This window comes from Oceanobacillus piezotolerans, from assembly GCF_003665065.1.
GTDB lineage: Bacteria > Bacillota > Bacilli > Bacillales > Amphibacillaceae > Oceanobacillus > Oceanobacillus piezotolerans.
The window spans coordinates 69,075-93,691 of the sequence record NZ_RCHR01000006.1 but is presented as its reverse complement, the minus strand read 5'-3'; the positions used below and the strand labels follow the sequence as shown (position 1 = coordinate 93,691).

Genomic DNA, 24,617 nt, shown 5'->3' with positions numbered 1-24,617 from the left:
TTTTAAATATTCTTTTCCATTGCTATTGTAAAATCATGGAATACGATTCTTTTTTTCTTTCTCCGTCATACCTTTAACTGTTCTTCTCTAAAAGTGATGTCCCCATAATATTTACGCGTTTAGTATTTTTCAATTCTTCAATGGTTTTAACGCCGATCCCAAACATCGTCATCTTCAATTCGAGTTCAATCTGTTCCATCGTTTCGATCACTGCTTCTGGAGACTCTGTAGCAGCCTTCAATAAATGGCGTGCAAACCCAACCATATCCGCACCTATTGTAATGGCCTTTGCTGCGTCAACTCCAGTATTCATCCCACCACTTGCTACAAGTGGTACCTCTGGAAGATGACTTCGTACAGAAACAATACAATCCTTCGTTGGAATACCCCAATTATTAAATGCTTCTGCCGCCGCCTTTCTCAGTTTATCCCTGGAGCGTAATTTTTCAACTTGGCTCCACGAAGTTCCTCCTGCACCAGCTACATCTATATAGGAAATTCCCGCATTGTAGAGCTTCTCAGCGACTGTGCCATCGATTCCAAAACCAACTTCTTTTGCACCGACGGGAACGTCCAGCGTTTTACAAACCTGTTCAATCTTAGGCAGTAGATTATCAAAGTTCAAATCCCCACCGTCCTGGACAGCTTCTTGCAAGCTATTCAAATGAAGGACAATGGAATCTGCGTTTGTTTTATCAATAATACGCTGACATTCCTCTGGACCATAGCCATAGTTTAATTGCACAGCACCAAGGTTTACCGTTATCGGCGTGTTGGGAGCTTGTTTACGTAATAAAAAGGATTCTTCGTATTTATCACTTTCAAGAAAAGCTCTTGTGGAACCTATTGCAAGTGCCCAGCCCTTTTCTTCCGCTGCTTTTGCTAAATTCTGATTAATTGCAATGGCTAGATCTGAACCGCCAGTCATCGAGCTAACAAGAAAAGGAGCTTTCAACTCTGTTCCTAAAAAGCTTGTATTTATTTGAATATCGTCAAAATTAATTTCAGGTAGTGCGTTATGTATAAATTGAATGCCCTCAAGTCCTGTAGATTTGTTTACTCCTTCTACATTACCAGTAAGACAAAGGCGAATATGCTCCGTTTTTCGCTGATTGATGCCCTTCTCCATAGTGGGTACCTCCAGTTACAATATTATAATGTCTAGTTTACCTTTTTCATGTAGGAAAAGAAAGTGAAGCGCCTTTCTTTTAGGGTTCTTTCTATCATATGATATATTAATTCTATATTGAAAAAAGGTGGTGCGCAGTAATGAAAGAGAAGGCAAAAGCATTTGCTATAAAGGCACATTTTGGACAAACAAGAAAAAATTCTAATGCTCCTTATATTACCCATCCAATCCGTGTGGCGGAACGGCTTCAACAAGCAGGTTTCCGTGACGAATTAGTGAGTGCAGGCTACCTTCATGATGTAGCAGAAGATACTCCCTACACCTTAGAGGATATTAAGAAAGAGTTTGGACCAGAGGTAGCTCGTATCGTTGCTGCCCACACAGAAGATAAATCAAAGTCATGGCAGGAAAGAAAGCAGCATACGATTAATACAATCAAGGAAGCAGATAAAGAAATTAAATATCTTATCATTGCAGATAAATTAGATAATCTCCTTGGCCTGGAAAAAGATCTCGCTGAACAAGGGGACCGTGTTTGGGAAAAGTTCAATGCCGGTCCAGAAAAACAGAAATGGTACAATCAATCTATTGCAGAGAATATGTACTCCGGAATTCAAACTAGTGATATTCCTGATTATTTTTCTGAATATGAAGAGGCGGTATTGCGTGTATTTAGTCATTCATCAGACTTATGAGCGCATGAACGATCGGGATTTTTGATTATTAAGTAACTATCCACTTTTATGCAACCGATACTTGGATATTAGCTTCATCTTTACTAAATTAACTTAGATAAAAAAATAGCAGGACCAGATTCAATTCTGATTTGCCCTGCTATCTTTTTTGGTTTGATTCGCATTTATTGAACCAAACACATTTTGCTTACATACGTTGTTTATATTTTTGCTTTTGATTCTTGCTAATTTGTTTCCAGCGATTTTTTTCTTCTAATTGAGCTTTCTGATCCTGCTTTCTTTTTTCATAGGCCAATTCCCTCTGAAGCTTCAGGTAACTTTGAAATCTCTCTTCGGTTAATTTACCGTTTTTCAATGCTTCCTTCACCCGACATCCTGGTTCGGTTTCGTGCTTACAGTCGGTAAATCGACACTCTGATGCATACTGTTCTACATCCTGGAAGGTTGTATCCATTGCGGATTCACCTTCCCACAGCTGTAATTCCCTCATTCCAGGCGTATCAATGATCAAGCTGCCGTTTGGCAGCATAAACATTTCCCGGTGGGTAGTCGTATGGCGACCTTTACTGTCAGCCTCTCGAATTCCCTTTGTCTCCTGCACTTCTTCTCCAAGCAGGGTGTTTACAAGCGTTGACTTCCCTACCCCAGAGGAACCTAACAAGGCTACTGTATGGCCAGCAGGTAAATATTCCATTAGCTCTTCCAAACCTTCCCCTGTCACACTGCTAACCGCAACAACAGGTACACCAATTGAAATCTCGTCTACTTGAGCTATTGCTGATTGAACTTCTGCTTGGGAACATGCATCCTTTTTCGTAAGGACTACAACAGGCGTTGCGCCGCTGTCGTATGTTGATAGAATATAACGCTCGAGCCTTCTTAGATTCAAATCATGATTTAGTGAATTTACAATAAGGACAGTGTCCATATTAGCAGCTACAATTTGCGCGACAGTTACCTCGCCAGCAGCCTGACGAACAAATTGGCTTTTACGCGGGAGTACCCGTTTAATAACCGCCTTTTTCTCGTCGGTTAATTTCTGTACTTCGACCCAATCCCCAACTGCAGGGAAATCGAGTGAAGAAACAGCCTCATTTAAGAATCTACCACTAACATGTGCCTGGTATTCCATGCTGCCATCGGTTACACGATAGCTATTTTTCTGTACTGTTACGACTCTGGCGATTATTTCCATATTTACTTCCTGGTTTTCCGTTTCTTTCCAACCAAGTTTAATAAGTTTGTTCAACTCTTTTTCCTCCTATAAAAATGGAGGAAGATCCGCTCACGCCAACAGCTCCTCCATTTCGATGTTTGTAATGTTCATTTGGTTTTTCTTTACGATTTTCATATTTACAGTCATAAAACATCACTCCTTCCAAAATGGCTGAACCTGAATAATATTATTTTACTACAAAAACGTGAAAAATGTACTCTTTATTAAAAGCTTCTTTTGACATATATCGTTATTATTTCTCCGCAGTTGATATATATTGTGAATTAACTTAATTCACTATCTAGCGTAAAAACACTAAACTATAAATATGCGCTTGTGATTTCCGCTGCGGGCAGTACGCTTTCCGCGGGCTCGCGCTGAGCCTCCTCATTCGCAAAGACCGCTCACTGCGGGGTCTCAGCGTCTTCGCTTTCCCGCAGGAGTCGACTGCCCTCCGCTACAATCACTTATGTTTAAATGTGCTTTTACCATCTATAGTTTAAGAGTTTAAAGCACTAATTAGCGGAGGAAATACACGGAGACTCCTGCGGGAGGGAAAGCCTAGGTGAGACCCCGCAGAGACGTAAGTCTCGAGGAGGCTCAGCAGCGCCCGCGGAAAGCGTAGTGTATTTCCGCAGCGGATTCTTACACTATTTTGAGTTTAGTAGGTTCGCACTTTATCTTTTTTTGCACTATACCGAATTAAACTAACCAGAAGTCTATCCATTTTGATAAAAGAATCCTTTTAAAAAAAGAAACCAGACTATTCGCCTGGTTTCCTTCCTTATCTTCTGCTCATTTCACTTGGGACCGAATTGCTTCGTACGTTCTTATCCAAGGCTGAGATTTGATTCATGTCCTCTTCACTTAATTCAAAATCAAACACTGCAAGGTTCTCAGCAATTCTTGATGGTGTTACTGATTTTGGAATGACTATAACACCTGTCTGTAAATGCCAACGGAGAATGACTTGAGCAGCTGTTTTTTCATGTTTTTCAGCAATGCCTTTAATTACATCATCTTCAAGTACTTCTCTACCATTCATTAATGGGCTATATGCCTCTACATATATATGATGTTTTTCACAAAATGCCTTTAGTTCTTTTTGCTGCAAGTAAGGATGGCATTCTACCTGATTCAATACAGGTACCACCTCACACTCATTTAATATACGCTCTAAATGCTCTATATCAAAATTACAAACACCAATCGCTTTCACTCTTCCATCTTTATAAAGCTTTTCAAGTGCCTTATACGTTTCTACATATTCATCATACATCGGAGTTGGCCAATGAATCAGATAAAGATCCACATAGTCCAGCCCTAAACGTTCTAGGCTTGCATCAAATGCCTTTAATGTATTTTCAAAGCCATGGTCTGCATTCCAAACTTTTGTTGTAATGAATAACTCTTCACGTGGAATACCGCTTTCTGCGATTGCCTTTCCAACACCTTCTTCATTACCGTAAATCATTGCTGTATCAATCGAACGGTAGCCTGCCTTTAATGCTTCTTTTACTGCAGTAGTTGCTTCTTCATTTGGTACTTTCCATACCCCAAAGCCCAACTGTGGCATTTGTAATCCATTGTTTAGTGTAATGTTTTGCATGTTACTCGCTCCCTACTTTTACATGATAGATTTATTTTAACATAGACTGATTCCGTCTTAGAAATCATACCATCTACACTAATGTGCAGCCATTGTCATTTACTCCTTCTTCCATTTCCTTCTTGCATCCGTATAGCTTAATTCAAATTTTGTTAATCTGTTTTCCTGCAATAAATAAGTAACAGGAAAAAGACGATCGAGGAAATACCTGTCATGCGACACCGCTATAATCGTACCTTCAAATTGTTCTAGTGCTTCCTCAAGAACTTCCTTCGATTCAATATCTAAATGATTGGTCGGTTCATCTAGAATAAGCAAGTTATGGTCTTGGTAAACAAGCTCCGCTAAGCGCAGTCGCATCTTCTCTCCACCACTCAAGCTTTTTACCTTTTGAAAGACAGTATCCCCATAAAGCAGAAATTTTGCAAGCATTGCCCTTGCTTCTCCCTCTGTTACGTGTACATGTTCGCGAAATTCATTGACAATCGTATTTTCACTTTCGAGTTCTAACATATGCTGTGAAAGGAACCCTATCGATAAATTACTCCCAAGCTTCACTTCCCCAATATCAGCCTCTTCTCTACCAAGTATCAGTTTAAGAATCGTTGATTTCCCAGTTCCATTTTCACCTACTATAGCCACTCTCTCTTGAAAACGTACATGGAATTGAAGATCGGCAAATAACACGTTTTCATCATACTGCTTCCATACCCCATCCATAACAACGACATCTTTACCACTTCGTTTCTTCATATGAAAATCAAGATTCATTTTTTTCTGTTCTAAAATAGGACGCTTCATAACCTCTATTCTAGCCAATGCTTTTTCCATACTTTTCGCTTGTCTATGCATTCCTGCATTCGGTGGATTTGCTTGATTTGCCCATTCTTTTAACCTTTTAATCGTTTCTTTCATTTTTTTAATCTTCTTCTGTTGGTCCTGATATTGCTGGAATTCACGTAATAGACGCTCTTCTCTTTCCTGTACATAATTGGTATAGTTCGTGTGGTAGGTAATCAGTTCCCCTTGGTCCATTTCTAAAATAGAAGTAACCGTTTCGTCTAAAAAATATCTGTCATGCGAGACGATAATAACGGTTCCCTTATACTGTTGGACAAACCCTGTTAACCATTCAATCGCCAGGAAATCTAAGTGATTCGTAGGTTCATCAAGCAGTAGTAAATCTGGTGCCTGTAATAACAGCCTTGCTAAACCAACCTTTGTTCGCTCACCACCACTTAATTGTCCCCAGGTTTTATCTAGTAACTGTGTCATTTGCAGTCCACTCGTCACCCTTCGCACCTGTGCATCCATTTCATACCCACCCTGCTCTTGAAAAGCTTCCTGGACTTCTCCGTATCTTCCTATCAGTCGAGTTAATTTATCAGGGTCTGATTCGCTCGCCATCTTCTCTTCCAAGTCTTCCATTTTACTTCTCAATGCTTTTAGTGAGGTAAATACATTGTAAAGCAACACTTCAACCTTCTCGTTAATCGCTATATCGGGGTTTTGTTGCAATAACCCAACTGTTAGCCCTTTTTTCCATGTTATGATTCCTGATGCTGGTTCTGTTCGCTTTGCAATTAAATGCAGAAGACTCGTTTTACCTTCTCCATTTCTTCCAATTAATCCAATCCGTTCGCCTTGTTGAAATTCACAAGTAATATCACTAAAAATCGTATTCCCACCATAAGTTTGGGTAACGTTCTGTAAGCTGCAAATAATCATTTTTCTCTTCCTCCATTACAGAAGAGACAACAAAAAAGACGCCAAAGAGAGAGAACTCTCGGGCGTCTAAAATAATCCCGTTGTAGGCAGATGTCTCTTACTGGTATTTTTACGCTATTTGGTTCCTAAAAAAGGGCAGACTACCCCCTTGAACGAAAACAGTCGCAAAAATTGCATAACGAATTGCAATATATGCTTTTAACTTCGCTATGCCACTACCAGTAAAATTCATCAAACCCACCTCCTTTACACTTGATTTCATTCTATTTAATTATCAATTTAAAGTCAAGACCTATTCTCTAGTCGATGATAGAAACAGAGACGTAAATTAAAGTGGATATGATGCTTTTCACAGAACACTTTTAATTCTATTTGCTGCAGATATGGATGGCATTCCAAAACAGTGGATCTAGGAATACGGTAATACTAGATTTCACTTTAATGATGATTATTATTATTCTCGTGTCCATTTGAACGTTTCTAAATCTACTGTATTATTTTTAGGAGCGTAGGGAAAAACAAAGAATTCCAAACGTGAAATACACTAAAATAGTAGTAAAAGTGACAAGTCCAAGGTCTGCAACTACTCCGATCATTGGCCCCATTACTCCTGCCATCAAACCACTAGAAATACCGGAAAGCAAAGTTTGGTAATCCACCAATGCACCAAAAATAGCACCAATAATAACAGCTATAACAGTGGCGGCAATTGTAATCAACGTATAATGGGCTGGAAAAGCATAGCCAAGGACGGTTCCTACTGCGATCCCCATTACCCCACTACTCGACATTGCAAGATTCATTCCAAGATGATATCCAATTAGATTCTTAACCTTATACAAGTAGGAATAGGAAACAAAACAAACAATGAAATAACTTACAGAAATCAAGATAATCAGTAAGCTCAAATCATTACCTCCTTTGTATAGTGTATGTTTGGGGCTGTTCAGGAAATTCCATTCCAATGCTTTTAAATAAATGGTAGTACAACACTTAATATAAATGCTGGTAAGTTGACGAAAACGACTGGTTCATTTATCCATTTAGAATGTTCTTTCAAATCGTGCACAAAGTATTTCGAATTTGGAAGAATACTTTCAATACTATTCTTCAATCGAACTAGTCATCGTGTTTCGAAAAAACCCCGCTGATGGCAGTTCTACTTTACAGAGGTAAACCTAATATAAGTCCCGATTCAAGGTAGGGACTTTATTATAGAAAAGATATTATGTTCTTTTATTTGATCAACAAAGGGGTGAAAGTATTCATGTTTTTACTAAAAATTGTAAATTTATGAATAACTAAATCTTCTAGCCCATACATTAATTTTGACATCTATCGAGAGGAGAGGGTTTTATGAAAACCGGGGTGAGACTTAATGATTACATTCCTGTTTTATTAGAAAAAAGAAAGAATGAAAACATAAAAAAAGATGAGATCCATGAAACAAATGAAGGCATAACTTCGCCTCCTGGTGCCTCATCGACCGAAGAAATCAGGATATTTCATGATTATGCAGAACAAGCAAACCTTTTGAAGATTGCTGAAGCTTCTCCAGAAAAAAAAAAGTATTGATGTTAAGAAGATTTTTCCACATGAAACGAAACCAGAAAGTTGTGATCTATTCTGAAAGTGGAGAGGAGACCATTCGTACAATTGGCAAAGTAAACACTATTGGACGTGATTTTGTGATGTTAACGAAATTAAATGAGCGAATTTGGTTCCCTTACTATACCATCAAGTCAGCTAATATCCTTACTGGAACACCGAATTTTACTGACAGTCACCAGTACATTATTTATGACAATGACTTAAAACGAAAGTTGCTTTACAACTTTGGTGAAACCGTATTGAAGAGAGAAGAATTAATTCGACAATTTTATGAAGAGTCTTTAGCCACTCACTTAAAATCTTGGAGGTCTATGTGGGTAAAAATTCGAACCGGTAAAGAAACCATATATGGCAAAATTCAGAATGTTGATCGAGATCAGCTCCAAATTTCTTTCTTGAATAAAATGGTTGACGTGAAGCTGAAACATATTTCTAGTGTTCATAGTATACGTTTAGTTAGTTTACTATCATTATTCGAAAAAAAACAATTACGATGATTTTTATAATATGACCATTTGATAAATTGTTAAAAATACTAATCAGCCTAAAAAAGGAGAGTAAAATGCTAAAACCAAATGAGAGTAAAGAAGAAACTAAACTAAAGAGAGATGAGGAAGGTAAGGACGATAATAAAGAAGAAAGGAAAAAAGAAAAAAAAGATGAACGGATAGATCATGATATCGATAAAGTTATACAAGAAAGTATCGAAACGAATCAAGATAAAGATATTAAGGATGACTTTTTTAGAGGGTTAGTTGGACTTATAGGAGAAGAAATCCTTATCGTCACGGAATCAGCACAGTTAAATCTATTGGGGCAGACATTTAGACCGATTTTTATCGGACCTGTCGTGGAAGTGGAAAGAGGTCATCTTACTATATTTCCAGTTACCATTAAAATACTAAATGCACCCTTTTATCAATTTCCAACGCCATTATCTATCCCCCTCGAAAAAATCGCTCATTTCACACCAAATTTCGACAGTGACACCAGGTTCCCGCTTGTTTAATTATTGATCAATAAGGAGGAGAATGTATTTAATGTCAAGTTATTATGGGAATTACGATGCCGTTAATACGATGCATGATGAAGAACTACTCAAACATTTTCAAAATGGAATTGGTTGTAGGGTTTTTATTTTATCTCCATCCTTTCCATTTATGTTTATAGGAGAAATACTCTCTATAGTCGAGGATGCTTTAGAGATATTTGTTGAAACTACGCATTTTGCACAGTTAGAAAATCGAACATGGGTCATGCATATTGATAACATCGAAGTATTTTATATCGAGCGACCAGGAGAACCTAGAATTCCTGAACTAAATGATCTACAGTAAGGCAGCGAGAGGTGGGAAAATCAATGATTAGGCGTTACCATGTGGTAGCTATTCCGATTCGCATTGTCGTCAATAATTTTGGTGATCATAATCCGGACGGAAGAATGTATGTATTAAAAGAAAATGAATCGAAGGTCAAAGAGCTTGTCCGCAAAAATCCAGTTACACCGGTTGAACTCGTGCAACCCCTTACGATCAGAGCCAATGCAGGAGATATTGTAGAAATTCTCTTTGAAAATCAGCTTCCCTTTGCAGCGGGCATGCATTTTCAGGAAGCAGATTATAATGTTTTAACATCAGACGGAGCCAATGTCGGACTCAACCCGAGCTCCTTAGCTGATTGTGGAGAAACCATCCTTTATCAAATTAATACAACAAACGAGGGTATTTATTTTTTCACCGACCTAGGCAATGTGTCCAGCACGGAAGAAGGATCCAATATTCAAGGCCTTTTTGGTGCATTACTCGTTGAAAGAAGAGGCTCGTGGTGGACAGATCCTGAGACAGGGGAGGCACTTAACAGTGGCGTTTTTGCTGATATTCACCATCCTTTTTTGCCTTCTTTTAGGGAGTATGCATGGTTTTTCAATGATGAAATGGAAGTGGATGATTTAACCGGCAATAGACCAATTAATTCTCATACGAATCAGGAGGCAGAATCATTTCATGGAGTTAATTATCGTTATGAGCCGCTTCATAATCGTTTAAGATTAGTTCGAGAAGGTGTTGTGTCCCCTGAGGTGGAAGGGGAAGAAGTTCACCATGATTCATGGGTTTTCGGAGATCCCGCTACCCCCATATTACGTGGGTATAAAGGAGACCCAGCAGTCATCAGACTAATTCATGGAGCGTCGAAAGAAACCCATGTCTTTCACTACCACGTTCATCAATGGCCCAGAGATCCAAATACTCTCAATTCAGAGATATTGGATGCACAGGCCATCAGTCCGCAATCACATTATAATATCATACCACTATACGGGCTTGGAAGCCTCCAGGGTGCTATTGGGGACGCAATTATTCACTGTCATCTATACCCCCATTTTGAAGTGGGGATGTGGGGAATTAACCGCATCTTTGATACCCTTCAGGACGGCAGTCAATGCTACCCGAACGGGATTCCAATTGCGCCGCTTCAGCCTTTGCCTGATCGGCCAGTTCCGCCAAGCCCAACGATCGAAAGGCCAGGATTTCCAAATTTTATACCTGGAAAAGTCGGCTGTAAAGCACCTAGACCGCCGCTTGGGATTGTCGGAGGCCGGGAAATGACGGAGCTTGAAAGAAATGCCGCTGTACCGAACGCAAGACCAGGTGCTGTTTTTGTCGATTCCTGTCTCGGTAATCCTGTCGTCGTTGAATTTGATGTGTCTATGATCGAATTGCCGATTGTATATAATAAACAAGGCTGGAATGATCCAAAAGGAAGAATATATGTGCTGGATAAAGATCTTGATGATGTACTTTCAGGAAAAAAAGAGCCTGAACCGCTCGTCCTTCACATACCCGCTGGATCATGTATTCGAATGAATTTTACGAATCGGTTGCCGCATGTCCTTGATGGGGATGCCTTTCAGCTTGTCACGAGAACGTATGAGACAGGATTTCATATCCATTTCGTTAAATTCGACGTTCTAGTAGCAGATGGAGCAAGTGTCGGCTGGAACTATGACAGTTCTGTTCTGCCAGGTGAGACGATTCGCTATGAGTGGTTTGCAGATACAGAATTAAAAGCCTTTTTCTTCCATGATCACCTATTTCCCGTTTCTCATCAACAGCATGGGGTATTTGGTGCTGGAATCATTCAGCCTCGTTTCTCCCAGTTTTTTGAATCAAGAACTGGCGAGGAAACGGATCATGGAACACAAGTAACCGTCAGAAATCCTATTATTCCGAATTATCGTGATTTGTCTTTATTTATCCAGGATTTTGCGCTTTTATTCGATAAAGATGGAAAACCGCTTCAGCCGCCGGATTTTCCTGGTTCACTGGCTGATCCGGGTGTTTTTGCTGTTAATTATAAAAATGAACCGCTTCAATTCCGTCTTGGGGAAGATTGTGATCCCGCCTATTCCTTCAGCTCGTTTGTTAATGGTGACCCTGTCACACCGATATTAAGAGCTTATGAAGGGGATCCGATCCGCATCCGATTACTGCAGGGGGCACAGGAGGAGTCCCATAGCTTTAATATTCACGGTTTAAAGTGGCCAAGGGAACGTCCGAGTAATGATACAGTTTTACAATCTCAACAGCATATTGGGATTTCCGAATCCTTTACATTTGAAATGGAAATTCCGCGGGCAGGAGATTATTTGTGGGCTTTTGAAACGGAGGAAGACATTTGGAATGGTACATGGGGATTGATTCGCACATTTGATCTAGAGGTGGAAGATCTAATTCCATTGCTGGATCGTCCTCTGCCTCCGCCGAGGACAGAACCGCTGCCGATTGTGACGGGAAAACCGCCTGCTCTTGCCGACCCACAGAGTACATTACCGCCTGAAGTAGCACACAATGCACCGATTCGAAGGTATCGTGTTGTCGCTTTTCAAACGCCGATTATTTATAATTCCTATGGGGATCATGACCCGTTCGGTATCGTTTTTGCTCTTGAAGAAGATGTGGAAGATATTCTTAGCGGGAAAAAGAATCCAGAACCTCTTGTACTGAGAGGAAATGTCGGGGATCTCGTTGAGGTTACATTGACAAGCCGGCTTAAGTTTGAATTATTTCCGTTTCAGGATGGGATTCACCCATACCCGCCTGTTAAAGAGCAAGCCTTTTATCCACCTTCACTAAGAATCTCGTTACATGTAAATTTACTTGATTATGATGTTACTACTTCAAGCGGGGATACGGTAGGATTTAATCCAGATCAAACAGTCGGGCTTGGTGAGGAAATTACGTATCGTTGGCATGTGAGTGCCAATGTTGGAACTTGTGCCATGTGGGATGTGGCAGATTTACGAAATCATCGTTCATTTGGTACATTTGGAGCCTTTATCGCGGAGCCGCGCTTTTCAACTTATCATGATCCGTATACTCTTGAATCTGTCAAAGCCGGTGCAAATGTAATCATTAGAAACCAGTTCTTTCAGGCCGCATTCAGAGAATTCGTTTTAATTATGCACGATGGTGTCCGTCTCGTTGATAAGCAGGGTCAGCTGATTGTCGATCCACTGGCAGGTACGATTCCTGAAGCTGATCCAGAAGATCTTGAAGTGGACACATATGATTTTGGATCACGCGGGTTTAATTATCGGAGTGAAAGACTTATTAACCGTTTTAGAGAACATCCTGTGTTAAGAGACCTGTTCAGTTCGAAAGTATTTGGTGATCCTGCCACACCTGTTTTTGAAGCTTACCCTGGCGATCCTATCTTTATTCGCTTGACAAATCCGTCTGAGCGAAGAAGATCGCACACATTCCACCTTCATGGTCATAAATGGAAATTTGATCCAAGGGAATTGGATTCAAATTCTCAATCATTTATTGGTCATATCGTTGCTGGAGATGCACAAGATTTGCTTATAATCGGCGGTGCTGGAGGGAGATTTAACTTCCCGGGAGATTATATGTATAGATCAGGCAATATTCGTTGGGATATTGAGCAGGGAATGTGGGGAATCCTCCGTGTTCATGATCAAATACAGCAGCATTTGCCGCCATTAAGCAACGAATAATGTGGGTTTGGCCCTTTATTTGAATAGAGTGGTGAAAACATTTAAGTGCTTTCAAATTGAATAAACGAATGACATATACCCATAGATATATGTCATTCACAATTAAAATAAATGATGTTCAGATTAAATGAACATCATTTATTTTTTTAAGAAAAAATTAGATGGATTATTAGTCGAGCTTCTTAATGAACTTAATGGAATCAAAAGGAAATAAAAAGACTTTTTTGCAGTCACAGTCTTTTTTATGATCTCTATGTCGATCATGATCGCACTCATGATCACGATCAACTAACAGCTCTATAAAATCAGTTCCGACAAAAACAATTTTCCCCTCGATTTCCTTTTTATCATCATCAACCACAATTTTTACGTCACAATCAAGCAGCTGACGTAAGCGAAAGGCCATTCCAAATTTTAATCCTCCTAATCGAAAGCGGAAACGGTCATCGCAAAAAAATCGATCATCTAAAAAGCTATCGTGGTGATGGTGGGAACTTCTACAACTATCACAGAAACATTTGTCATGGTGGTGGTGGAAACTTCTACTAAAACCACTGTGAGATTTATCATGATGATGGTGAAACCCTCTGCCATGATCAAAGTGAAACTTATCATGGTGAAGATGAAACTTCTTACAATCATCACAGTGACAAATATGGTGTGTACTCATTTATTTTCCTCCCTTAATTTACCGTTACAGTTTAAAATTGGGTCTTAAAGTGTTCTTCGCAAAAGAATTTATGACATTGCTATTTAAAGACAGTGTTCTTTATTATGCCATCGTCATTTTGACGGTTAATGGTGAAATGATTGGCAGCAGCATCCATCATGATCAAATCGTCTCCTTAAGGGCGTCAGCAAACGAACATGTTTTGTAGTAAGGCAACTATTAGAATCTATTTCGAAGAATGGATCACGAATGCAAGAGACGGGTTCTCTACGACAAGAGCAGTTTGAATGACTAGAGCAATTGTTGTGAAATCTGAATTGATCATGACATCGGTGACGAAGAAAAGCAAAACGAAGAAATTCTGAATTGCAGCAGGAACAATGATAAAAATGCGCCGATTTTCTTACCCCCTTTCATTAATTAATAATAGTTTATGCTTGTCTTTACCAAGTGAAAGGTTCTTTAGCCCTTTGGGGAAAAAATCAACGCATGAAGAAGGAAGTTTACCATGCATTTTAGTAACCCTTGCGAGCTTGTATCATAAAATATCTTGGAAGTAACTTAGAGATTCAGACTAATTACAAAAGAATTGACAGAAAGAAGGATTGTTTTTAGCCATATTGTGGAGTAAAACAAGTTCTTCTTAAAGAAAGGAGATGATATCATGACCAGAAATCACATTGATAAAGGTATTTGCTGTCCAGAATTTGTCCCCGCAGGAGCCCCTGATGATTTTTTCATACCAGAAGACTGCTGCCCACAAAGGCTAGAAACTCCTAGATTCCCTTCACCAACATCATGTCTTCCGGAAGAGCAAACGCGAAAACTTGAAGAAAACATTGATGCGATAAATGAATTATTACTGGATTTGGCCTTATCAAATGAACGCCCGGAAGAAGGAAGAAGGAAGTTATTTGAAGGCTTATTTGGTCAGTTAGTTGATGTAAAGGTAGATTGTTTAGAATCAGGGGTAGAAGAGGATTCAGATTCACTTCTAGATGAGAAAGAAAGAAAGGGAATATTTTACTGGGTGAGAAGAATACTGGCAATAGTGAGAAGAAAAAAGGCCGATGAACACCATCAAGATGTTCAAACCATAAAAGATAAGAAATTAAATGGTCGTGTTGATGTTGTCGGTCGTGATTTTGTTCTTTTAAAAAATAACGAAAAAGAGATCTTAGTACCACTTTTGAAAATCTCGGATATTACCTCTCAAGGACGCTTTGTTCAACCTTCCCATGAACCAAATTTAAGAGACATTGATCCTTTTCTGCGAAGAGAGCTGGCATTTAATTTCGGAAAAACAGTAGCTTCTTCACCTGAATTGATTGATATCTTTTTCAAATTGACATTGCCTATTTTTTTACTCATTCATTTGGACAAAGGAATAAAGATTAAGTTGGATAATGAAGAAATAGAAGGTATTTTAGTTGATGTAAACAAAGAATCCTTGACTATTATAAATGAGGGTAGTAGAGAAATCCCAATTCAGTCTATTTGTTTTCTAATTATCTTTAAATGAGCATTTTTAAATGAAGATATTTCCATATGGCACGCAAAAATGCATAACGAACTGCTATATATGATCAATTGAATTCAAAATAGTGGTTAAAACCACTTCGGAAATACACTACGCTTTCTGCAGGGTCTCAGCGTTTTCGCTTTCCCCGCGGGAGTCTTCGTGTATTTCCTACGCTGGATAGTGTTATTTTTGCTTTATTCTTTTTGTACAAGCCGTGTACATAATATCAAACACCTTTTCTAGTTTTAAAGACAAAAATAATTTGCAATTCAAATAGATATATAGGGAGTACGCACAGTTTTAATATAAACTTTTTATTAAATTTTCAGCATAATGCTTTACATTTCGTTATTTTGCTCGATATAAAGTTATAGGTATTATTATCTATTCGGGGAGGTCAACATGAAACAAAAGAAAAAGAAAATTACACATACAAATAAGCAAAATGTGAAAGGAAAGCTTTTATCAAAATGGAAAGATGTTAAATTAAGCAACAAATATCTTGCTGTTTTTTCTTTCACCATTGCTTTATTTCTTATTGGAAGTATTATTGTATTTCTGCAATTGAATAAAACACAAACAGATATGGAGGCAATTACAGAGCAAAATGACTGGGTAAACGACATGACGCAAGTAGTCTCCTTCATTCAATTAAAAGATGTGCAAATTGCAGATTATTTATTAACACAAAGAACGGCATATATTGATGCATATAGCGACTATAGCAATCAAATTAATGAGCTGTTCGAAGTCATGGAGCCTACACTGCAGACAGAAGAACAAAAAGAGATTTTTACCCAAATCATGAATAATGATCAGAGTATGAACCAAATTTTATTAGAAGAAATGGTACCTGCGATTGATGAGGGCAGAACGGCATTTGCTACTTCTCAACGAAACTATTCAACCAATTTACGCTTAGAAACAACCGAATTAGCTAACCAATTAATTGAAAATGTAAAATCTACACAGGAACAAACCGTTGCGTCGGCAAATAGAAATATAAATACTAGTATTATTATTCTGGTTGTCTCCAACCTTCTAGTAATCGTTCTAGGGACAATCTTGATGGTTTATATCAGCAGAAAGATCAGCACATATTTAAGTCAGCTTGTAGGTGCTACGACTCAAGCTGCGAACGGTGATCTTACAATCGATACCAATCCGTATGTCGGCAAAGACGAGATTGGACAGCTATTTAGTGCAGTTAATATTATGAAAGATAATATGAGGGGTATCTTATCCAATGTGTCCCAAGCTGCCAAAGCGGTTCAAGATAGTGGGGAAGCATTAACGATTTCTTCTAGAGAAGTAAAAGAAGGAAATATACAAATCGCCCAAACCATGGAGGAACTGTCCTCTGGTGCGGAAACACAAGCAAATGGAGCTTCTGATTTAGCAGAGCAAATGAAGGATTTTGTCGATAAAGTAAATGATTCTGAACAATATGGAGTGGAGATTACTTCCCAATCAGATAATGTTCTTTCTTTAACAAAGGACGGAACAACACTAATGGAAAAATCGGTTGATCAGATGAAACATATCGATACAATTGTATCCGATTCGGTTAGTATGGTGCAGAGCTTAGACAAGCAATCCGCGGAGATTTCCCATCTCGTTAGTGTTATTAAAGACATAGCGGATCAGACTAATTTATTGTCATTGAATGCTGCGATTGAAGCTGCGCGTGCTGGTGAACACGGAAAGGGTTTTGCAGTTGTAGCTGATGAAGTGAGGAAGCTCTCTGAACAAGTTGCATCTTCAGTAGGGGAAATCACTTCCATTGTAACTAGCATTCAGCAAGAAACAAAGAGAGTAGTGAATTCTCTTCATACAGGATATGACGCTGTACATGAAGGCACGAATAGGATTGAAGCTACTGGCCAAAACTTTGAAACCATTCATCAAGCTGTACTGGATATGGCAGAAAAAATTTCTAGTATATCAACCAATCTAAAAAGCATTTCATTAAATAGCCAGAGTATGAACGGAACCATTGAAGAGATTGCTTCGGTATCAGAGGAGTCTGCTGCAGGAGTAGAAGAAGCAGCCGCTTCATCACAACAAACTGCTAGTTCGATGGAAGAAGTCACTAATCGTGCAGAGCAGCTTGAAGAGCTCTCAGAACAATTAATGAACGAATTGAAGATATTTAAGTTATAGCACAAGAGACATCCAGGTTTTAGAACTGGATGTCTTTATTCATACAATGAAATCAATTGAAACTCAAGACCAGCCTGTGAATGAAGCTTCACTTTATCGGCGGTTTTTTCAATATAACGGCGGTCTGCGATGGTTTATCGGCGATACAATATTTCATCATATTTTTATTTATAGACTTCTATAATTCAATCTCATTCTCATCGTAGCTAATCCAATCACTAAAACTGCCTGGATATAATTTCACATTTTTATATCCAGCCATTTTCAATGCCAGTATATTTGGGCATGCAGAAACGCCAGAACCGCAAGAGACAATTATATCCTGGGATTTGTCCAGGTTTTGAAAATGTTTCTCTATTTCTCCGACCATTTTCCACTTTCCATCTTCGGTAAATACATCCTTCCAGAAATAATGAATTGCCCCTGGAATATGACCAGCTTTTCTATATAATGGTTCTTTTATTCCTAAGTAACGATCCTTTTCTCGAGAATCAATTAATACTGCTTTCTGACTGCTAACATTCTCTTTGACCTCTTCCATCGTTACTGTTCCCTCATCTTGAATTCTAGGAACAAATCGTTTCGCCTGGAGTTTTGGTATCTCATCAGTAACTTCATAACCAGCTTGAACCCATCGCTGGTAGCCACCCTCTAAGACGTAGACCTTATCATGACCCAAGTGATGAAGAAACCACCAGAGCCGAGGTGCAAACATATCATTTTCTTGATCATACACCACCACTTCGGTATCCTGATCTATTCCGATATTGCCTAACTTCCCAATAAACGTATTCAACTCTGGTAACGGATGGTTGCCTCCATGCTTTCCAGGCTTGGCGGATAGGTCTCTGTTTAAATCTAAATATACAGCACCTGGCAAGTGGTTTCTCAGATACATTTTTCTCCCTGCTTCTTCGTCTGTTAGTTGAAAACGCACATCAACAATGACTAATTTGTCCTGATTTTGAAGCTTTTCTTTTAACTGATTTACCGATAATATGTAAGCCATCCTTATCCCTCCAATAATTTACTCATATAATACTCATCCACGTATTTCCCATTCATATATAAAGAATCTCGCTTGATTCCTTCCCTCTCGAAACCGGCTTTCTCATACAATTTTATAGCTGCAATATTGTCCTTTATGACTGTTAATTCTAACCGATGTATCTTTCCTTTTGCCCATTGTTCAAGAGAGTCAAACAATCTCGCCCCAATGCCTTTCCCCTGATGTTCTTCCACAATTCCAATCACGAGATAAGCGGTATGCCTATTTTTCTTTGTATTCCCACCTAAAGCGAAAAGATAACCAACCAACTCCTCGTTAACCGTTGCAACCAGCATGATGGAGTTTTCTTGCTTCTTTATTTGTGAAATCATATCTATTTGCTTCTCTGCTGATATGTTTCTCTCTCCTGCCCCGTACAGCATATATGGGCTTTCACTTTCCACTCGGCTAATAAGCTGTGCTAAATGCTCTGCATCTTTTTCCATAACTTCTCGAATCACCATGAACACCTCTTTCTATACTAATTCGATGTTTCCACTGTAATTCCCTTCCCTCTTATTTCGAGTCTCGGAATAGATATGGTAAAATACGGATATGGAAATGAAAGAGGAGTGACATGAAAATGAAAGATGAAATTATTAAACGATTTACCACGTATGTCAAAATCGACACCCAGTCAAATGAAGACTCTGATACAACACCATCTACTCCAGGTCAATTTGATTTATTAAATCTATTAGTGGACGAAATGAAGGAAATCGGTCTTGAAGAGGTAGAAGTAGACAAAAACGGCTACCTGATGGCTACCCTTCCTGCTTATACAGACAAGGATGTACCAACCATCGGTTTCTTAGCACATGTTGACACTGCGACTGATTTTACAGGAAAAAATGTAAACCCACAGCTTGTTGAGAACTTTGATGGTAATGATATTACCTTGAACAAAGAATTAAATGTTGTACTATCAGCAAAAGAATTCCCTGAGTTACCTAGCTATAAAGGCCATACATTGATTACAACGGATGGAACAACCCTTCTTGGTGCAGACAATAAAGCAGGAATCGCCGAGATTATGACCGCGATGAACTATCTTATCCAGCATACAGAAATCAAGCATGGTCGCATTCGCATCGCGTTCACTCCGGACGAAGAAATTGGTCGTGGGCCACATAAATTTGATGTAAAACGTTTTGACGCATCTTATGCCTACACTATTGATGGTGGACCACTTGGAGAGCTGCAGTACGAAAGCTTCAATGCAGCTGCTGCTAAAGTGACATTTAAAGGGAATAACGTTCACCCTGGAACAGCCAAGAATAAAATGATTAATGCTGGAAAACTAGCAACAGAATTTGTAGGTATGTTCCCTGAGCAAGAAGCTCCAGAGTATACAGAAGGCCACGAAGGCTTCTATCATTTGCTCTCCATTAATGGCGATGTCGAAAAAACGCAAGTGTATTACATCATTCGGGATCATGATAGAGCAAAGTTTGAAGATCGCAAAGCGACTGTCGAGAAATTTGTACAAGCAATGAAAAACAAATATGGTGACAGTAGCGTAGAATTAGAGTTGAATGATCAGTACTATAACATGCGCGAGAAGATTGAACCTGTAATGGAAATCGTGGATATCGCAAGCCAAGCGATGAAGAACTTAGATATTGAGCCAATTATTGAGCCAATTCGCGGTGGAACAGATGGCTCCCAACTTTCTTATATGGGACTTCCAACACCGAACGTCTTTACAGGCGGTGAGAATTTCCACGGCAAATTTGAGTACATTTCGGTAGATAATATGGAAAAAGCAACAAATGTAATTGTGGAGATTTGCAGATTATTCGAAGAGCAGGCAAAATAGTAGCTAGCTAAGGTATTCGCCTTAATTCTTTGCCAACTGTTCCTCTTATTAAGTTTTGCTCAAAAAATCGAAAGCTAGCCACCATGCTGCTGGCTTTCGACTTTTTTCGTTAATAAAAAGGAAATGGCCAATCCTGCTCCAATCACGGCTGAAAGTACGAGCATGGTTATGGTGAAATTAGTTTCTTTCATAAGTGGAATAGAGATCATTGGCCCAAAAGTTGCACCAACAAATAAAATGAACGTATAAAGCGAAGAGGCTATAGCACGATTTTGCCCTCCAAGCCCGCCAACTACCATCATAATCGATGGAAAGGTGAGTGAAATTCCTGCCACAAAAATGATGCTCATGCCAATGATAAGGGAGAGATGAGATACAATTCCAAGTCCAACCAATCCGATAACTGCTAGTGTGAGACCTGCTTTCAATACACTTACTGAACCAAACCTTCTAGCAAAAATTCCAGCAAATGGCGAAAGAAACATCCCCACAATTCCAACTACCCTTATATAAAGAATTTGTTGATCAGTTAGATGATATGGGGCGCCTCTTAGCACATTACCAAGCACCGTATACATCCCAAGAAACGTTAACAACAGTGTAAAAGTAATGAGATAACTATAAACAAGATTTCTGCTCTTCATGATTACTCTTAAAATTTGGATGTATTGCCGAATCTCTATTCCCCGCTTCTCCCCTTTATTAGGCAAACATATAATGACCAACATGGCACACAAAACATACAAAAGGCCAAAGAAAAAGAAGGCTGCTTTCCAATGCCATACTTGGTTTAAGAAATCAGCTGCAACCTGCCCCAAGATTCCTGATAATACAAATCCAAAGCTAATAAAGCTAATAGCCGTTGGGATTTTTTGTTTCGGATACACCTCAAATACATAGGCAATTGCAGAAGGTGCAAAGGTGGCTGCAACAAAGCCCTGTAACCCTCGGAAGAGTACCAGCTGAGAGAATGAAGTTGTAAAACCAATTGCAGTCGTTAAAATAGCTAGACAAATCAAACCGAAACCAATAAGCCTTTTCCTCCCATATCTATCCGATAAAGGACCAAAAAGCAAAAAACCAGCACCATAACAAAATGAAAATATACTTGTAGACCACGCTGCCTTACTTATGGGTATCCCGAAAGAAATAGAGAATTCTTCAAGCAAAGGTGTAGCAACATATACTCCCGATACTACAAACAGTGCACAGCTGAACAATAAAGATGTAATTAATACATACGATACATTCATTGACTTTGTCATGCCACTCCCCCTAAATTCTTTAGTAATCTATGAATGACTGCATGGTAGTATACCTTTTTGCTTAAGGAGAAGAAGTGCAGTATTTATAAGCGGTTTTATCATTTTATAGGTGATTATTGAAATCTATAAGCGGATACCATAAAGATATGAGTACTTTTTCCAGTTTATGGGCGGTTTTAATAATATATAAGGGGTTTCATTTTCCACTCATAAATCGACATTATTAACCTATTGAACTTCTTCTCAATTATTGAGAAAATATAAAGGCGCCTTCCCTCAGGGTGGGTGTATAAAAGTCAGTTGTTATATGAATATAGCAAGCTATTAAGGAGATTTTAATAATGATAAAGAAAATAATTGGAATTGGATTGCTTTCCTCTTCTCTCGTTCTGTCTGCTTGTGCAATGATGGATAATTCCAATCCTGGGGAAGAAAAGGAACCTAACAATGATACAGCAGCTCAAGAACGAGAAGATAATAAAGAAGCGGATTCAGTCAACACTCCAGAAGTCTCTCTACAGAAAAAAGATGAGGGAAAAGAAGTAGAACAATTACAAACAGCATTAAATACCATTGGTTATGAGTTAACCATTAATGGGCAATACGATGAAATGACAACTTGGGCAATTACAGATCTGCAACTACAGCAAGGGTTAACTGCAATTGGCATTTACAATGAAGAAACAATGAAGACAATCAATGAATTATTAGAGAATAGTAGTGTTATAGAAGCAGGGATAGGACTTCCTATACAGGCAGAACCAGTTTCAACGAGCTCCGGGACACCGGTTATTGGTAATCCGTATGACCAATTAGCATTAGTGAATAAAGAATATGCTTTACCACAGGAATACGAACCAGGTGATTTAGTCACCCCAGATGTTCCGTTCCCTTTTGAAGAGGACTTACCAAAGAAACAAATTCGGGAAGTCGCTGCAACTAAATTAGAGGAACTTTTCCAAGCAGCAGAGGAAGCTGGCCTAGATTTATATGCACAATCTGGTTATCGTTCCTACGATAGACAGGAAGAGTTGTTTGCAAATTATGTTTCCAATCATGGCGAGGAGGAAGCGAATCTATTTAGCGCTCGCCCTGGTGAAAGTGAGCATCAATCTGGATTGACGATGGACGTGACAAGCCCAGATGTAGAATTCCAGCTTAATACAGATTTCGGTGAAACAGATGAAGGGAAATGGCTAGCAGAGAACGCTGCAGAATTTGGTTTTATTATTCGTTACCCTGAGGGCAAAGAAGAGATTACCAAGTACCAGTATGAACCGTGGCACATCCGCTATGTCGGAGAAAAAGCTGCCAAAGAGATTACAGAGAATAATCTCACCTTAGAGGAATACCTCACTAATTAAAGAGAATCCTGCTTCCCTAGCGGGGCAGGATTCTTCATTATTGTTCTTCTGCTTCTGCAACTTCCTTCACACGATCAACGAATTGAACAACAACTTTATTGGATGCAAGCTTTACAAGCGGCTTTATATACCATTTCAATGGATTATTTGTTGTTGTATATTTAAATAATGTTTGATGTTCTTCAAGCTTTTCTAATTCATACTTGGCAGTTATATCAAACATATTCGCTAAGTTAAATCCTACTTTTAACCTTTTTCGCTCCGCTTCATTTTCATATTCCAATGTCTTTACTTCATACTCTTGAACCCGTTTTCCTTCTTGGTATTTCTGCCGATAAACGGTTCCAACATTGTTTTTTCCCTCTTTTACCAGCTCATTCTCTATTACGTTTGGCATTACTTTTTGCATATCCTCTAATGAACCATTAAAAAGCTGCCATACCTTCTCAATGTTTGCATCAATGACTGCTTCATGGGACCATGTTTTCATGTTCTATATCACCCAGTCTATTTTTCTTCATTTTACCATATTATAAAGGCTTTATTATCATTAATGCGATTATAATGAGGAAGATCATATTTTCTATATGCTCAGCATAAAATAGTTTTTGGGAAAGGCTATCGTATTCCTTTGGTATCTCTTCCCCTGTGTAATCTCTAAATAACTGCTTTATTGGCTGCGATCTGGGTTTTAACAAAAGTGGCCCAAAGGCTAGCGCAATGAGGAACAGAACTAAACTCGTTATATACCACCCCTGTGTAAACCAATAAGGATTTAACAATCCCATCCATATGCCGGTTATCAGTAACAGTGTGCCCCCTATCATCGTTAAGATATGTAAAGTATTTCGAATTCGAAATGCATGTTTTAACTCTGTCATATTCGATGGTTTTGCAGCTGTCACTACCAATGTCATGACTAGTCCTGGACCCATTCCAATAATAGCAGCAAATATATGAATAAATACTAGCAGATTATAAAATGTCAAAATAATGCCTCCTGTCTCTTTCCATTTTACAACAAGGAGGGTAAAGATGTTGTGATGTTCTGTACATAAAGGCTTTATTGCCTTTTCCTTTTTTATCGATTAGTATTAGAGGTAATTGATAATAGTTATCATTTAAGGGTGAGGGGGAGACATAGTGGAGCAAAGTTATCTAACAAAGGTGATAAAAGAAAGACGGGCGATAAAGAAAGGATACACCGACAAAGAAGTCAAGGAAGAAACGGTGCGTGAGCTTTTAGAACCAGCCATATGGGCACCAACCCACGGAATACGTCAGCCTTGGCGATTTATTTTCGTCGGACAAGATCGATTGCCGGATTTTGCTAAAAAGGTGGCAAGCACTTATCCCGAGGGAAGAAGGGAAAATCGAGAAAATTATCTGAACGAACCAAATGCTATACTCGTTGTGCTTATGGAAGAATCCGAAATACCGAAGCAATGGGAAGAAAATTATGGTGCTACTGCTGCGATGATTCAGAACTTCTGGCTGCTGGCCTGGGAAAAAGACCTTGGTGTCGTGTGGAAGACGAATCCGCATATTTACGATCAGAAGGTCAAAGAAATTATTCAAGCTGGGGAAAATGAAAAAATTGTAGGTTTTATCCATTTAGGCTATTTCGACGAAGTGCCAGCTAAAAAAGATAGAATCTCAGTTCAGGATAAATTTACTGTTTATTAAGAGGAAATAAGCAAGGTGCTAAAGAAGCAGCCCTTGCTTTTATTGATTTGCGCCTTTCGGAATCTGCGTATATTT

The 24,617-nt window shown here is 38.8% G+C and carries 24 protein-coding genes; 12 read left to right on the top strand and 12 right to left on the bottom strand.

All coding sequences use genetic code 11. The features are described 5' to 3' along the window. Positions 1–73: 73 nt before the first annotated feature. Entirely contained in the window at positions 74–1,129 is a 1,056-nt protein-coding gene (gene fni, locus D8M04_RS15915) for a type 2 isopentenyl-diphosphate Delta-isomerase (protein WP_121524409.1), read from the bottom strand. Positions 1,130–1,269: 140 nt separating this feature from the next. On the opposite strand from fni, the gene D8M04_RS15910 reads away from it, so the two are divergent. Then, the gene (locus D8M04_RS15910) at positions 1,270–1,824 is read left to right on the top strand and encodes an HD domain-containing protein (protein WP_121524408.1); all 555 of its coding nucleotides are present in this window, start codon (positions 1,270–1,272) and stop codon (positions 1,822–1,824) included. Positions 1,825–2,011: 187 nt separating this feature from the next. Here the strand turns inward: D8M04_RS15910 and rsgA are convergent, their stop codons facing one another. The 5 genes from rsgA to D8M04_RS15890 form a co-directional block, all read right to left on the bottom strand. After that, positions 2,012–3,019, bottom strand: coding sequence for a ribosome small subunit-dependent GTPase A (rsgA, locus tag D8M04_RS15905; RefSeq protein WP_425464030.1), 1,008 nt, complete (start codon positions 3,017–3,019; stop codon positions 2,012–2,014). Between the two features lie 805 nt (positions 3,020–3,824). Next, positions 3,825–4,649, bottom strand: coding sequence for an aldo/keto reductase (locus D8M04_RS15900; protein WP_121524406.1), 825 nt, complete (start codon positions 4,647–4,649; stop codon positions 3,825–3,827). Positions 4,650–4,748: 99 nt separating this feature from the next. After that, a complete protein-coding gene (gene abc-f / locus D8M04_RS15895) occupies positions 4,749–6,377 on the bottom strand; it encodes a ribosomal protection-like ABC-F family protein (RefSeq protein WP_121524405.1) in 1,629 nt (542 codons plus the stop codon). Positions 6,378–6,486: 109 nt separating this feature from the next. After that, positions 6,487–6,609: an RAxF-45 family protein gene (locus D8M04_RS20605; protein WP_281277137.1), complete on the bottom strand. Its 123-nt coding sequence runs from the start codon at positions 6,607–6,609 to the stop codon at positions 6,487–6,489. A gap of 268 nt (positions 6,610–6,877) precedes the next feature. After that, the gene (locus D8M04_RS15890) at positions 6,878–7,285 is read right to left on the bottom strand and encodes a hypothetical protein (RefSeq protein ID WP_121524404.1); all 408 of its coding nucleotides are present in this window, start codon (positions 7,283–7,285) and stop codon (positions 6,878–6,880) included. Positions 7,286–7,733: 448 nt separating this feature from the next. Here D8M04_RS15890 and D8M04_RS15885 point away from each other — a divergent pair, with 448 nt between their 5' ends. The 5 genes from D8M04_RS15885 (at position 7,734) to D8M04_RS15865 (ending at position 13,005) form a co-directional block, all read left to right on the top strand. Further along, a complete protein-coding gene (locus D8M04_RS15885) occupies positions 7,734–7,952 on the top strand; it encodes a hypothetical protein (RefSeq protein WP_121524403.1) in 219 nt (72 codons plus the stop codon). A gap of 20 nt (positions 7,953–7,972) precedes the next feature. Further along, entirely contained in the window at positions 7,973–8,485 is a 513-nt protein-coding gene (locus tag D8M04_RS15880) for a hypothetical protein (RefSeq protein WP_121524402.1), read from the top strand. 65 nt (positions 8,486–8,550) lie between these two features. After that, positions 8,551–8,997, top strand: a complete 447-nt coding sequence (locus D8M04_RS20490; RefSeq protein WP_246001301.1) for a hypothetical protein — start codon at positions 8,551–8,553, stop codon at positions 8,995–8,997. Between the two features lie 31 nt (positions 8,998–9,028). Further along, complete coding sequence (locus tag D8M04_RS15870) at positions 9,029–9,325, top strand: hypothetical protein (protein ID WP_121524401.1); 297 nt, start codon at positions 9,029–9,031, stop codon at positions 9,323–9,325. Positions 9,326–9,348: 23 nt separating this feature from the next. Then, a complete protein-coding gene (locus D8M04_RS15865) occupies positions 9,349–13,005 on the top strand; it encodes a multicopper oxidase domain-containing protein (RefSeq protein ID WP_121524400.1) in 3,657 nt (1,218 codons plus the stop codon). A gap of 169 nt (positions 13,006–13,174) precedes the next feature. On the opposite strand, the gene D8M04_RS20065 is transcribed toward D8M04_RS15865, so the two are convergent. Next, a complete protein-coding gene (locus D8M04_RS20065) occupies positions 13,175–13,675 on the bottom strand; it encodes a hypothetical protein (RefSeq protein WP_158595145.1) in 501 nt (166 codons plus the stop codon). 49 nt (positions 13,676–13,724) lie between these two features. On the opposite strand from D8M04_RS20065, the gene D8M04_RS20060 reads away from it, so the two are divergent. The 3 genes from D8M04_RS20060 (at position 13,725) to D8M04_RS15850 (ending at position 17,360) form a co-directional block, all read left to right on the top strand. After that, positions 13,725–13,883: a hypothetical protein gene (locus D8M04_RS20060; protein WP_158595144.1), complete on the top strand. Its 159-nt coding sequence runs from the start codon at positions 13,725–13,727 to the stop codon at positions 13,881–13,883. 456 nt (positions 13,884–14,339) lie between these two features. Next, the gene (locus tag D8M04_RS15855) at positions 14,340–15,197 is read left to right on the top strand and encodes a hypothetical protein (protein WP_121524398.1); all 858 of its coding nucleotides are present in this window, start codon (positions 14,340–14,342) and stop codon (positions 15,195–15,197) included. Between the two features lie 402 nt (positions 15,198–15,599). Beyond that, complete coding sequence (locus tag D8M04_RS15850) at positions 15,600–17,360, top strand: methyl-accepting chemotaxis protein (protein ID WP_121524397.1); 1,761 nt, start codon at positions 15,600–15,602, stop codon at positions 17,358–17,360. A 178-nt stretch (positions 17,361–17,538) separates the two neighbouring features. Here the strand turns inward: D8M04_RS15850 and D8M04_RS15845 are convergent, their stop codons facing one another. Both D8M04_RS15845 and D8M04_RS15840 read right to left on the bottom strand, forming a co-directional pair. Next, the gene (locus D8M04_RS15845; RefSeq protein ID WP_121524396.1) at positions 17,539–18,369 is read right to left on the bottom strand and encodes a sulfurtransferase; all 831 of its coding nucleotides are present in this window, start codon (positions 18,367–18,369) and stop codon (positions 17,539–17,541) included. A gap of 2 nt (positions 18,370–18,371) precedes the next feature. Then, positions 18,372–18,872 (bottom strand): GNAT family N-acetyltransferase, encoded by a 501-nt coding sequence (locus D8M04_RS15840; RefSeq protein WP_121524395.1) that lies wholly within the window; start codon positions 18,870–18,872, stop codon positions 18,372–18,374. A gap of 119 nt (positions 18,873–18,991) precedes the next feature. Here D8M04_RS15840 and pepT point away from each other — a divergent pair, with 119 nt between their 5' ends. Then, positions 18,992–20,227 carry a peptidase T gene (pepT, locus tag D8M04_RS15835; protein ID WP_121524493.1) on the top strand — a complete coding sequence of 412 codons (1,236 nt, stop codon included), beginning with the start codon at positions 18,992–18,994 and terminating at the stop codon, positions 20,225–20,227. 74 nt (positions 20,228–20,301) lie between these two features. Here pepT and D8M04_RS15830 read toward each other — a convergent pair whose 3' ends face one another. Continuing rightward, positions 20,302–21,492: an MFS transporter gene (locus D8M04_RS15830; RefSeq protein WP_121524394.1), complete on the bottom strand. Its 1,191-nt coding sequence runs from the start codon at positions 21,490–21,492 to the stop codon at positions 20,302–20,304. 341 nt (positions 21,493–21,833) lie between these two features. Between D8M04_RS15830 and D8M04_RS15825 the strand changes: the two genes are divergently transcribed. Continuing rightward, positions 21,834–22,856, top strand: a complete 1,023-nt coding sequence (locus D8M04_RS15825; protein WP_121524393.1) for a D-alanyl-D-alanine carboxypeptidase family protein — start codon at positions 21,834–21,836, stop codon at positions 22,854–22,856. 37 nt (positions 22,857–22,893) lie between these two features. Here the strand turns inward: D8M04_RS15825 and D8M04_RS15820 are convergent, their stop codons facing one another. Both D8M04_RS15820 and D8M04_RS15815 read right to left on the bottom strand, forming a co-directional pair. Beyond that, the gene (locus tag D8M04_RS15820) at positions 22,894–23,346 is read right to left on the bottom strand and encodes an SRPBCC family protein (protein ID WP_121524392.1); all 453 of its coding nucleotides are present in this window, start codon (positions 23,344–23,346) and stop codon (positions 22,894–22,896) included. Positions 23,347–23,386: 40 nt separating this feature from the next. Continuing rightward, the gene (locus tag D8M04_RS15815) at positions 23,387–23,845 is read right to left on the bottom strand and encodes a DUF2269 family protein (protein ID WP_121524391.1); all 459 of its coding nucleotides are present in this window, start codon (positions 23,843–23,845) and stop codon (positions 23,387–23,389) included. Positions 23,846–23,996: 151 nt separating this feature from the next. On the opposite strand from D8M04_RS15815, the gene D8M04_RS15810 reads away from it, so the two are divergent. Then, the gene (locus D8M04_RS15810) at positions 23,997–24,542 is read left to right on the top strand and encodes a nitroreductase family protein (protein WP_425464029.1); all 546 of its coding nucleotides are present in this window, start codon (positions 23,997–23,999) and stop codon (positions 24,540–24,542) included. The last annotated feature ends 75 nt before the right edge of the window (positions 24,543–24,617 follow it).

Excerpts from the sequence above, each read along its gene's own strand:
- fni (WP_121524409.1), bottom strand. The coding sequence starts at position 1,129 with ATGGAGAAGGGCATCAATCAGCGAAAAACGGAGCATATTCGCCTTTGT.
- D8M04_RS15910 (WP_121524408.1), top strand. The coding sequence starts at position 1,270 with ATGAAAGAGAAGGCAAAAGCATTTGCTATAAAGGCACATTTTGGACAA.
- rsgA (WP_425464030.1), bottom strand. The coding sequence starts at position 3,019 with ATGGAAATAATCGCCAGAGTCGTAACAGTACAGAAAAATAGCTATCGT.
- D8M04_RS15900 (WP_121524406.1), bottom strand. The coding sequence starts at position 4,649 with ATGCAAAACATTACACTAAACAATGGATTACAAATGCCACAGTTGGGC.
- abc-f (WP_121524405.1), bottom strand. The coding sequence starts at position 6,377 with ATGATTATTTGCAGCTTACAGAACGTTACCCAAACTTATGGTGGGAAT.
- D8M04_RS20605 (WP_281277137.1), bottom strand. The coding sequence starts at position 6,609 with ATGAATTTTACTGGTAGTGGCATAGCGAAGTTAAAAGCATATATTGCA.
- D8M04_RS15885 (WP_121524403.1), top strand. The coding sequence starts at position 7,734 with ATGAAAACCGGGGTGAGACTTAATGATTACATTCCTGTTTTATTAGAA.
- D8M04_RS15880 (WP_121524402.1), top strand. The coding sequence starts at position 7,973 with ATGAAACGAAACCAGAAAGTTGTGATCTATTCTGAAAGTGGAGAGGAG.
- D8M04_RS20490 (WP_246001301.1), top strand. The coding sequence starts at position 8,551 with ATGCTAAAACCAAATGAGAGTAAAGAAGAAACTAAACTAAAGAGAGAT.
- D8M04_RS15870 (WP_121524401.1), top strand. The coding sequence starts at position 9,029 with ATGTCAAGTTATTATGGGAATTACGATGCCGTTAATACGATGCATGAT.
- D8M04_RS15865 (WP_121524400.1), top strand. The coding sequence starts at position 9,349 with ATGATTAGGCGTTACCATGTGGTAGCTATTCCGATTCGCATTGTCGTC.
- D8M04_RS20065 (WP_158595145.1), bottom strand. The coding sequence starts at position 13,675 with ATGAGTACACACCATATTTGTCACTGTGATGATTGTAAGAAGTTTCAT.
- D8M04_RS15855 (WP_121524398.1), top strand. The coding sequence starts at position 14,340 with ATGACCAGAAATCACATTGATAAAGGTATTTGCTGTCCAGAATTTGTC.
- D8M04_RS15850 (WP_121524397.1), top strand. The coding sequence starts at position 15,600 with ATGAAACAAAAGAAAAAGAAAATTACACATACAAATAAGCAAAATGTG.
- D8M04_RS15845 (WP_121524396.1), bottom strand. The coding sequence starts at position 18,369 with ATGGCTTACATATTATCGGTAAATCAGTTAAAAGAAAAGCTTCAAAAT.
- D8M04_RS15840 (WP_121524395.1), bottom strand. The coding sequence starts at position 18,872 with ATGGTGATTCGAGAAGTTATGGAAAAAGATGCAGAGCATTTAGCACAG.
- pepT (WP_121524493.1), top strand. The coding sequence starts at position 18,992 with ATGAAAGATGAAATTATTAAACGATTTACCACGTATGTCAAAATCGAC.
- D8M04_RS15830 (WP_121524394.1), bottom strand. The coding sequence starts at position 21,492 with ATGACAAAGTCAATGAATGTATCGTATGTATTAATTACATCTTTATTG.
- D8M04_RS15825 (WP_121524393.1), top strand. The coding sequence starts at position 21,834 with ATGATAAAGAAAATAATTGGAATTGGATTGCTTTCCTCTTCTCTCGTT.
- D8M04_RS15820 (WP_121524392.1), bottom strand. The coding sequence starts at position 23,346 with ATGAAAACATGGTCCCATGAAGCAGTCATTGATGCAAACATTGAGAAG.